Below are 9,032 nucleotides of genomic sequence, written 5' to 3' on the forward strand. Positions count from 1 at the left end.
GAGCGTCGCACCACCGAAGGCAAAACCAAGAAAGAGATCATCCGCTGCCTCAAACGCGCCGTCGTCCGAGAGCTCTACATCGCCCTCAAGACCGATCTCCCGAACCTCGCCGGGGCGCTTGACAGTGCATAGGAGCATCCACCGCACCCCGTGGGAACAAGGCGGCACCACCAGCGAGACGAACATCGAGTGCCTGTGCCGCCGACATCACCACGCCAAACACGACGCCGGATGGACCCCGCGACGACTACCCGACGGCGCGATCGAATGGAGGTCGCCGACCGGGCACCGATACACCGAACCACCCGCGACCTATCCGGTCGATCGCACCACCGAACTAGCCGCAGCGACCGACGCCGATCCCGACCCGCCCTTCTAACCCGGTCGGCGCGCGGACGTGCACGACCCGGAGACAACATTCACTGTCCGCGCCAGATCCGTCCCTCGGAGAGCATCCTCTGACCTGTGTTCCACATCGTCTTCGTCGAGCCGCGCATCCCGCCCAACACCGGCAACGCCATCCGCTTGGTCGCGGTCACCGGATCCCACCTACATCTCGTCGAGCCACTGGGTTTCACGATGACCGACGCAAAGCTGCGCCGTGCTGGCCTGGACTACCACGACCTCGCGACCGTCACGTTGCATCCGACGCTCGCGCACCTGTGGGCCGCGGTCCTGCCTGCCCGGGTGTATGCGTTCACGGCCAGCGGACGCACCTCGTATGCCGATATCGCCTACCGTCCGGGCGACGTCCTGATGTTCGGCCCCGAGTCGACCGGGCTGGCCCAGGAGGTGCTGGCCGATCCGAACGTCACGGACCGGGTGCGGATCCCGATGCTCGCCGGGCGCCGTTCGCTGAACCTGTCGAACTCGGCGGCAATCGCCAGCTATGAAGCATGGCGTCAACAGGGCTTCGCCGGCGCACTCGCGCCCGAGGTTGACTAGCCTGCCGAGCGGGGCTCTTAGGTCACCGTTCGTGGCGGTCAGTCGTCGGAGTCGCGCTCGTCGCGGTCGGTCCAAGTGCAGACGCACACCTCGTTGCCCTCGACGTCGGCAAGTACCCAGAACGACCGGGCGTACGAGTCGTCCACCAGCACGCCGCCGGCGTCGAGCGCCGCCCGCACCCGTGCCTCGGCCTCATCGTGCGAGACCGTGCTGTCGAAGTGCACCCGGTTGCGCTGCAGGCGCGGTGCATCCATCTGCTGAAACCAGATAGCCGGCAGCTGCCCGGTGGGGTCGACGATTGCGTCCTCGGGGCCGTGGCTGCCAGGCTCGTCGGCGTAGGCCATCACGGCCCTCCAGAACGGACGGATCGCCGGTATGTCGAGGGCGTCTATCGCCATCTCGAGCATCTGCACCGGCCGTCCCAGCTCGGCACTCGTAACGCCGGCGGTGACGGCGTCGAGCCGGGCCACGGCGCTGGAGATGCTGTGCGCCAGCTCCACGTCGCGGCCGGTGACGGCAGCGACCTCGCGAGTCTGCAGCGACAGTTCGACGCGGTCGGAGCGCAGGTCGATGCGTAGATGCCGGTTGCTGTCGTCGCCGCACGCCGCGGCCACCTCGGCTGCGATCCGTATCGCCTGGTCGAACGACGTCACCGCCACGGAGGTGCACAGCGTGGCGAGCAAGTAGCGCCACCCGATCGCTTCGACGGAACGGGAGGCAGCCGTCCGCGAGAGCGGGGCGCTCGAGTCGAGGTCGTTCATGCGCTCAGCATCGCAGTCGTTACCGACATTGCGAGCACCGCGATTGATCAACATCCCGGGAACATGCCCACAGCCATACCCTCGGCGTGTTGATCACCGGCAGGCGGCGGCCTCGCACAGCGCTAATCTCATGCCGTGGTTGCCGCGCCGAAAACTCGCTACGCCAAGAGCGGCGACATAGACATCGCCTACCAGGTTCTCGGCGACGGCCCGGTGGACTTGCTGATGTTCGCGGGCGCCGCCGTGCCGATCGACTGCGTCGACGACGAGCGCGGCATGGCGCGCTTTCAGCGTCGGCTGGCCTCGTTCTGCCGGGTGATCAGGTTCGACCTGCGCGGCATGGGACTGTCCGACCACGTGCCGCCGCAGACACTGACGTCCGAGCTCTGGGCCGCGGACGCGCTGTCGGTGCTGGACGCAGTGGGATCCCGGCGAGCAGCCGTCTTCGCCCCCAGTATGTCCAGCGTGGAGGGGATCATCCTGGCAGCCAGACATCCGGACGTGGTGCAGAGTCTTGTCCTGGTCAATGGCTCAGCACGGGCCATGTGGGCACCGGACTATCCGGCGGGCGTGGCGAGCAGCTACGTCGATCCGTTCCTCAGCGTCGGCGTAGCGGCCGACGCGCTCGAGCAGGGTTTCGACGCTCTGGCGATCGTCGCGCCGAGCGTGGCCGGCGACGGCGTGTTCCGTTCGTGGTGGGACCGCTCCGGCAACCGGGCGGCGAGCCCGTCGATGGCGCGAGCCGTTACGAGCGTGATAGCTCACTCCGACGTCCGTGACCTGTTGCCGCAGATCTCCGTGCCGACGTTGATCATGCATCGGGTCGACAACAAGTTCATCACCGTCGAGCACGGTCGCTACCTGGCCCGACATGTGCCCGGGGCCAAGTATCTCGAGTTGCCCGGCGCCGACACCCTGTACTGGGTCGGTGACACGAGCCGGATGCTGGACGAGGTCGAGGAGTTCCTCACCGGCGCCCGTGGCGGTTCGGACGTCGACCGGGTGCTGGCCACCGTGTTGTTCACCGACATCGTCGGTTCGACGGACTTGGCGTCGCGGCTGGGTGATCAGCACTGGCGTGATCTGCTCGACCAGCATGACCGGCTGGTTCGCCGCGAGCTCGAGCGCTATCACGGCACCGAGGTCAACACCGTCGGGGACGGCTTCCTCGCCACGTTCACCAGCCCCAGCAGGGCGATCGAGTGCGCCGAATCGATCCTCGAATCCGTTTCTTCCATCGGGCTCGAGCTGCGGGCCGGGCTGCACGCCGGCGAGATCGAGGTGCGCGGTGCCGACATCGCCGGCATGGTCGTCCACATCGGGGCGCGCGTGTCGGCCCAGGCGGCGGCCGGCGAGATCCTGGTGTCCTCGACGGTCCGAGAACTCGTGGCCGGGTCCAGTCGGGTCTTGCTCGATCGGGGCGAACATCAACTCAAGGGCGTCCCCGGCGACTGGCGGTTGTTCGCCGTCGTGCGCTAGGAAGGAGCGACGGGCGAGCCGGTCAGCCGCGTGGGGCGCTGAAGTGCGTCAAGGTGGCCGAGCTCGGCTCGAGCTGCAGCCATGGGGTGTGTACGGCGAATACCGCGACCGCGCTGGTCGGGTAGCCGTGGGCAAGTTCTCCCCGCGCGCTGGCGTCCCCGTCGCCGTCGGCGAGGACGCTCGCGAGTTCTGCGATGGACGGGTTGTGCCCGACCAACGCGAGCGTCTGCACCTCGGGCGGGATGTCGTGGATGACCGCGAGCAGCGCGTCGACGGTGTTGACGTAGATCCGCTCGTCGACGAACGACGGTGATCCGGCCATGAGTACCGCTGCGGCGTGCTCCCACGTCTCTGCGGCCCGGCGGGCCGGCGATACGGCAACCCGGTCCGGTACCAGCGAGTGCCGGACGATCCACTCGCCGAGCGCGACCGCGTCCCTCGCGCCACGCGCGGCGAGCGGCCGTTCGGCGTCGACGGCACCGCCGGCCGCCTTGGCGTGCCGTACGAGCACGAGCCGACGCGTCGTCATTCCCCGAGTTTCCCACCCGTCCTCAGCGAAGACGAGTGAGCTCCACCTCTACCCCGAGCGACTCCGCCGGAGGGCCGTGGTAGACCCCGGACAGCGGCCGGACGTCGGCGTAGTCACGGCCGCGGGCGACGACGACATGTCGCTCCCCGACGGCAGCGAGGCTGGTCGGGTCAGCGGGTACCCAGTCCCCGGACCAGAACTCCACCCATGCGTGGCTCTCGCCGCTTGTGCTCGCTCCGACCGTGCTGGCGGTATCGCTGGCAGCCGGGTAGAGGTAACCAGACACGTACCGAGCCGGTAGCCCCATCGCCCGCAGGACCGCGAGGGTGAGGTGCGTGTAGTCCTGGCAGACTCCCTTGCCGGCTACGCGGGCTTGCGCCGAGGTGGTGTGCACATCGGTCGGGCCCCGCTCGTAGGCGAGCTGCTCGTGCGACCAGGCAACCGCGTGCAGGCCGGCCTCGGCGGGCGGGTGCTCGGCCGCGAGCGCCGCCCCCGCCGCCGTCACCTCCGGCTCGAAGCAGACGTATCGTGACGGCGCGAGCAGCTCGGCGTAGCGATCAGCCACCTCCGCAGCCGTGACCGCAGCCCACCCGACCGCAGGCGGCGGGTCGAGCACGCCTGCGGTCTCCACGACCGAGGATGCAGTGACGACCAGCTCGGTGTGCGCGACGTGCACGTCGAAGGCGTCAACCAGGGTGCCCCAGTAGTCGACGTAGCGAAGCGGCCGCGTTCCGGGCATGACGTCGAGGCGGGACTCCAACGTGTGCTGTCCCCGGCTGGAGGCCGGTGCCATCCTCGCCTCGTTGTAGGAGGCGCGGACCGGGGTGGAGTAGTGGTAGCCGGTGCGATGGCGCACCGCGATCCGCCAGCTCATCGCAGCGACTCCTCGAGGCTCCAGCCGATCGTCGCGGAACCGCCGAAGAACCGGCGGCTGACCGCGTCGCTGACCTCCGACATCACCGTCTGCAGGTCGTGCAGGCGTTTCGGCAGGTCCTCGAAGACCAGCTCAGCGGGCAGGAACTCCAGATCGGTGCGGGTACGGCCGATCGCTCGGCGCGCTTCGTTCCCGGCTCCCACCCGGCCCGCGGTGGGGTCGAGCCGGGTCAGGGCTTCCTCGCCGACGACCACGGCGTGAAACACCGAGCGGGGGAACAGGCGGTCCAGCAGCAGAAACTCCAGGACGAGCTGCGGTTCGACGCCGCGCTGGTAGGTCCGCAGGTACGCCTCGTGGGCCGAGCAGGCCCGCAGCGTGGCGAGCCACCCGTCCTCGGGCGAGGGCGTGCTGACGGTGGCGGCCAGCAGGCGGGCGGTCATGTCGACCCGCTCCACGCTGCGCCCGAGCACCAGGAAGTCGAAGCCATGGTCGCGGCTCATCGTCGCGTCGGCGTGCCCGGAGAGCATGGCCGCCCGGTGCCGCACATAGGAGAAGAACGGTGCAGGACCGAACGCCCGGGCGGCCTCGATCCGCTGGGGAAGCTCGTTGTGAGTGGTGTTGAGGCACTCCCAGATGTCGCCGGAAAGTGACTCCCGGACACCGCGGGCGTTCTGCCGTGCGGCGTGCAGGGCGCCGACGATGGAGCTGGGGTTGTCGGCCTGATAGCCGAGGACCTCCAGGGTCTCGCGGATGTCCTTCGGTGTGTCGGCGTCCACGCCCATCACGGCGGCGAGGACGCGACAGGTCTCGCCCTCGTCGGTGGCGGGGTCCGCGACGACCTGGTGGAAGTGCACGTCGAGCAGCCGGGCGGTGTCCTCGGCGCGCTCGACATAGCGCCCGACCCAGAACAACGCCTCGGCGACCCGGCTCAGCACGTGCGGCAGCCCTGCTGCTGCTGTTGCGGTTGGTCCGAGCGCGGCCCGAGGTCGGGTGCGCTGGCCTTGACGGCGGGTGCGGGCAGCGTCGCCGGCCAGTTAGGCTCGGCATCCCGGACGGGCCTCGTCGTCAGTACCCAGGTGTCCTTCGACCCGCCACCCTGGCTGGAGTTGACGATGAGGCTGCCCGGACGCAGGGCCACCCGGGTCAGCCCACCGGGAAGGACACGCACCTGCCCGCCGTCATTGATGGCGAACGGTCGCAGGTCGACGTGCCGAGGCGCGAGCCGGTCACCGTCGAGCGACGGCGAGGTCGACAGCATCACCACCTCCTGCGCGATCCAGCCCCGCGGATTGGCGAGCACGTCCGCTCGGGTCGCCGCAAGCTCGGCCTCAGTCGCCTGCGGTCCGATCATCAGTCCGTACCCGCCGGAACCGTCGACCGGCTTGAGCACGAGCTCGTCGAGCCGGGCCAGGCAGTCGTGGAGCACGTCGGGCTCGTCCAGCCGGTAGGTGGTCACGTTTGGCAGGACCGGCCGCTCACCGAGGTAGTACTCGATGAGCGCCGGCAGGTAGGTGTAGGTCAGCTTGTCATCTGCCACGCCGTTGCCCACCGCGTTGGCGATGGTGACGTTGCCGGCTCGTGCGGCGTTGAGCACACCCGGGCAGCCGACCACCGAGTCCCCGCGGAAGTGCACCGGATCGAGGTAGTCGTCATCGACCCGGCGGTAGAGGACGTGGACCCTGCGCTCTCCGCTCGTCGTACGCATATAGAGCACGTTGTCGCGGCAGAACAGGTCGCGGCCCTCGACCAACTCGATGCCCATCTTGCGGGCGAGGAAGGCGTGCTCGAAGTAGGCGGAGTTGTAGACGCCGGGGGTGAGCAGCACGACTGTGGGGTCGTCGACGCCTGCCGGTGCGGCGGACCGCAGCGCCGCGACGAGCAGCGCGACGTGGCCGGCGACCGGCTGCACCTCCTGCTCGAGGAACAGCCCGGGGAAGACCCGCGCCATCGTGCGGCGGTTCTCCACGACATAGGAGATGCCGGAGGGCACCCGCACGTTGTCTTCCAGGACCCGCAGCACGCCCTCGCCGTCGCGGACGAGGTCGATGCCGGCCATGTGCACCCGCACGCCGTTGGCGGGTTCCAGCCCGGCGGCCGCACGGTAGAAGGTCGTCGAGGTGGACACCAAGGAGTGCGGCACGATGCCGTCGGCGAGGACGGTCCGGGGGCCGTAGACGTCGGCGAGAAAGGCCTCCAGGGCCCGCACCCGCTGGATCACCCCCGCCTCGATCAGCTCCCACTCCGCCGCCGGGATCAGCCGGGGGATCACGTCGAGCGGGAAGATCCACTCCTGCCCAGCGCGCGAGAAGGTGATGCCCTGGTCGCGCAGGCTGCGGTCCAGGACGGCCACCCGCTCCTCGAGGTCGGCACTCGAGAGCAACTGCAGTGCGTCGAACAACGCCTTGGTGTGCGCGTGCGGCGCGCCGTCACCGTCGAACATCTCGTCGTAGGCCACGCTGTGATAGCCGTCGAAGAGACTCCCCATCGTCAAGTCCTACCAGAAGCCTGTTACGGCCGGGCTTCGTAACCGGTCGGTAACAACGGAAGGGCAGCATTCCCCCCATGGGCTCCCTGCGGCATCTTCGGGTCGGTTGCGAGTTCGGGTACGACTCCGCCATCGAGACCCCCGCCGTGTTCCAGGTGCAGCCCTACGAAGGCGGACCGGCGACCCTCATGCGGCACGCGTGGGAGACCACACCGCAGGTGGAGCGGCACGGTTACACAGACCTGTACGGCAACGGCTGCCAGCGGCTGAATCTGCCGGCGGGGGCGTCCACCGTGCGCTACGACGCGCTCGTCGCGGTGCCTGACGCCACCGAGGAGGTCGACCTCGACGTCGCGGAGACAGCGGTGACGGACCTGCCGGACGACGCACTTCATTACACGCTGCCCAGCCGCTACGTGCTGCCCGACGTCCTGGCCGACGAGGCCTGGCGGCTGTTCGGCGCGCAGCAGCCCGGCTACCGCAGGGTGCAGGCGATCGTCGAGCACGTCAACGGCCATCTGGAGTTCGGCTACGGCACCAGCACGCCCCTGACCACAGCTGCCGACGTGCACGAGTCACGGCAGGGCGTCTGCCGCGACTACGCCCACCTGGCGATCTCCTTCTGCCGGGCGCTGAACATCCCGGCCCGCTACGTCTTCGGCTACCTGCCGGACATGGACGTCGTGCTGCCGCCCGCCGAGATGGACTTCGCGGCCTGGATGGAGGTCTACCTCGGTGACCGGTGGTGGACCTTCGACCCGCGCAACAACCAGCCGCGCAAGGGGCGGGTCGTCATCGGACGCGGCCGGGACGCGCTCGACGTGGCCATGGTCACGACGTACGGCGCGCCGGTGCTCAAGGCCATGACGGTCTGGTCCGATGAGGTGGCGGGGGCGGGATGACGCAAGAGGCACGCGCCCAACTCGACCGTCCGCTGCTGGACGCCGGCGGGCTGGATCTCGATGCCGCCCAACGGGTCACCTACGTCCTGCGCCAGCGCTTTCGCTATGACTACGACCGCCCCGCCTACCACCTCGAACACCGGCTCGTCGTCGTCCCGCGGGCCCGGCACGGCAACCTGCGCCGACGTCTGCACAGCGTCGAAGTCTCCGTTCCGGATGCGCGCGTCTGCAACCGTCGCGACGCTTACGGCAACCTGGTGGTCCAGGTGGGCGTCGACGTGGTGCCGGCATCGATCGAGTTCGCCGTCGCCGCGGTGGTGGAGCGGACTGGTCCACGGGTAGACGCGGTGCTGCCATTGTCCGCGCTGAGCGATCGACGGCTGGTTCGGCCCACCCGGTTGACCACCGCTAACGAGGCGATCCGGGATCTGGCGGCGGATGCCCGAGCCGCCTACGCCGATCACCTCGAGTTCGCCGAGCACTGCTGTGCGCAGGTCCGTGCTGCGATCACCTACGAGTTCGGTGTCACCTCCCCCTCGACGACCGCTGCCGAGGCGTTCGCCGGCGGCCGCGGCGTATGCCAGGACCACGCCCACGTGGCGCTCGCGGCGTGCCGGGCTGCCGGAGTGCCGGCAAGGTACATCTCGGGTCACCTGCTAGGCGACAGCGGTTCGCACGCCTGGGTCGAGGTCGTCGTGGCTGATGGCGACCGGGCGCGGGCAGTGGCATTCGACCCCTGCAACGGCTGCCGGGCCGGCTCGCGGCATTTTTCCGTGGCGGCCGGGCGGGACTACGCCGACGTCGCTCCCACCTCCGGCCGGTTCGTAGGCGCCGGCCGCGGCCGGCTGACGGCCGACAAGCAGCTGGGCGTCACGGTCGCCACCTGATTCAGCGCGTCGTGATCAAGGTCGGGTGGGCGCGCCAAGGGCCTGCACAGTTAGGACCACAGCCCGGCCAGGGCTGTCGCTCGCGTGAGTAGGCAGCGCGCGGATGGGCCGGCCCGCCACGTCGGCCAGTCGGTTTCAATCTGATCCAGTGCTTGTAACACCAGCGACAG

General features: G+C 69.4%; 10 protein-coding genes. 5 read left to right on the forward strand and 5 right to left on the reverse strand.

The genetic code is table 11. The annotated features are described in order from the left end of the window. The first annotated feature begins 124 nt into the window (after positions 1-124). Complete coding sequence (locus VIM26_RS26995) at positions 125-379, forward strand: HNH endonuclease signature motif containing protein (protein ID WP_414696452.1); 255 nt, start codon at positions 125-127, stop codon at positions 377-379. 86 nt (positions 380-465) lie between these two features. After that, positions 466-945 (forward strand): tRNA (cytidine(34)-2'-O)-methyltransferase, encoded by a 480-nt coding sequence (locus tag VIM26_RS06095; protein ID WP_331949459.1) that lies wholly within the window; start codon positions 466-468, stop codon positions 943-945. A gap of 38 nt (positions 946-983) precedes the next feature. Here the strand turns inward: VIM26_RS06095 and VIM26_RS06100 are convergent, their stop codons facing one another. Then, positions 984-1,706, reverse strand: coding sequence for a VOC family protein (locus VIM26_RS06100; protein ID WP_331949460.1), 723 nt, complete (start codon positions 1,704-1,706; stop codon positions 984-986). Between the two features lie 135 nt (positions 1,707-1,841). On the opposite strand from VIM26_RS06100, the gene VIM26_RS06105 reads away from it, so the two are divergent. After that, on the forward strand, positions 1,842-3,185 hold the full coding sequence (locus VIM26_RS06105; RefSeq protein ID WP_331949461.1) for an adenylate/guanylate cyclase domain-containing protein: 1,344 nt from the start codon (positions 1,842-1,844) through the stop codon (positions 3,183-3,185). A 22-nt stretch (positions 3,186-3,207) separates the two neighbouring features. Here the strand turns inward: VIM26_RS06105 and VIM26_RS06110 are convergent, their stop codons facing one another. From VIM26_RS06110 to VIM26_RS06125, 4 genes are read right to left on the reverse strand one after another with little or no spacing between them, the layout of a single operon-like run. Continuing rightward, positions 3,208-3,714 carry a histidine phosphatase family protein gene (locus VIM26_RS06110; protein WP_331949462.1) on the reverse strand — a complete coding sequence of 169 codons (507 nt, stop codon included), beginning with the start codon at positions 3,712-3,714 and terminating at the stop codon, positions 3,208-3,210. A 22-nt stretch (positions 3,715-3,736) separates the two neighbouring features. Next, complete coding sequence (locus tag VIM26_RS06115; protein ID WP_331949463.1) at positions 3,737-4,588, reverse strand: transglutaminase family protein; 852 nt, start codon at positions 4,586-4,588, stop codon at positions 3,737-3,739. Further along, positions 4,585-5,523 (reverse strand): alpha-E domain-containing protein, encoded by a 939-nt coding sequence (locus VIM26_RS06120; protein ID WP_331949464.1) that lies wholly within the window; start codon positions 5,521-5,523, stop codon positions 4,585-4,587. Before VIM26_RS06120 ends, VIM26_RS06115 begins: the two co-directional genes overlap by 4 nt. Then, positions 5,517-7,073: a circularly permuted type 2 ATP-grasp protein gene (locus VIM26_RS06125; RefSeq protein WP_414696453.1), complete on the reverse strand. Its 1,557-nt coding sequence runs from the start codon at positions 7,071-7,073 to the stop codon at positions 5,517-5,519. The genes VIM26_RS06120 and VIM26_RS06125 overlap by 7 nt, the downstream gene beginning before the upstream one ends. A 77-nt stretch (positions 7,074-7,150) precedes the next feature. Between VIM26_RS06125 and VIM26_RS06130 the strand changes: the two genes are divergently transcribed. Together VIM26_RS06130 and VIM26_RS06135 are read left to right on the forward strand one after the other, a co-directional pair. After that, on the forward strand, positions 7,151-7,975 hold the full coding sequence (locus VIM26_RS06130; RefSeq protein ID WP_331949465.1) for a transglutaminase family protein: 825 nt from the start codon (positions 7,151-7,153) through the stop codon (positions 7,973-7,975). Beyond that, positions 7,972-8,862, forward strand: coding sequence for a transglutaminase family protein (locus tag VIM26_RS06135; protein ID WP_331949466.1), 891 nt, complete (start codon positions 7,972-7,974; stop codon positions 8,860-8,862). The genes VIM26_RS06130 and VIM26_RS06135 overlap by 4 nt, the downstream gene beginning before the upstream one ends. Positions 8,863-9,032: the final 170 nt, after the last annotated feature.

This window comes from Pengzhenrongella sp. (assembly GCF_036565025.1).
Lineage (GTDB): Bacteria > Actinomycetota > Actinomycetes > Actinomycetales > Cellulomonadaceae > Pengzhenrongella.

What these genes read in the sequence shown, in the direction of transcription:
- VIM26_RS06100 (WP_331949460.1), bottom strand. Translation starts at nt 1,706, where the DNA reads ATGAACGACCTCGACTCGAGCGCCCCGCTCTCGCGGACGGCTGCCTCC.
- VIM26_RS06110 (WP_331949462.1), bottom strand. Translation starts at nt 3,714, where the DNA reads ATGACGACGCGTCGGCTCGTGCTCGTACGGCACGCCAAGGCGGCCGGC.
- VIM26_RS06115 (WP_331949463.1), bottom strand. Translation starts at nt 4,588, where the DNA reads ATGAGCTGGCGGATCGCGGTGCGCCATCGCACCGGCTACCACTACTCC.
- VIM26_RS06125 (WP_414696453.1), bottom strand. Translation starts at nt 7,073, where the DNA reads ATGGGGAGTCTCTTCGACGGCTATCACAGCGTGGCCTACGACGAGATG.
- VIM26_RS06130 (WP_331949465.1), top strand. Translation starts at nt 7,151, where the DNA reads ATGGGCTCCCTGCGGCATCTTCGGGTCGGTTGCGAGTTCGGGTACGAC.
- VIM26_RS06135 (WP_331949466.1), top strand. Translation starts at nt 7,972, where the DNA reads ATGACGCAAGAGGCACGCGCCCAACTCGACCGTCCGCTGCTGGACGCC.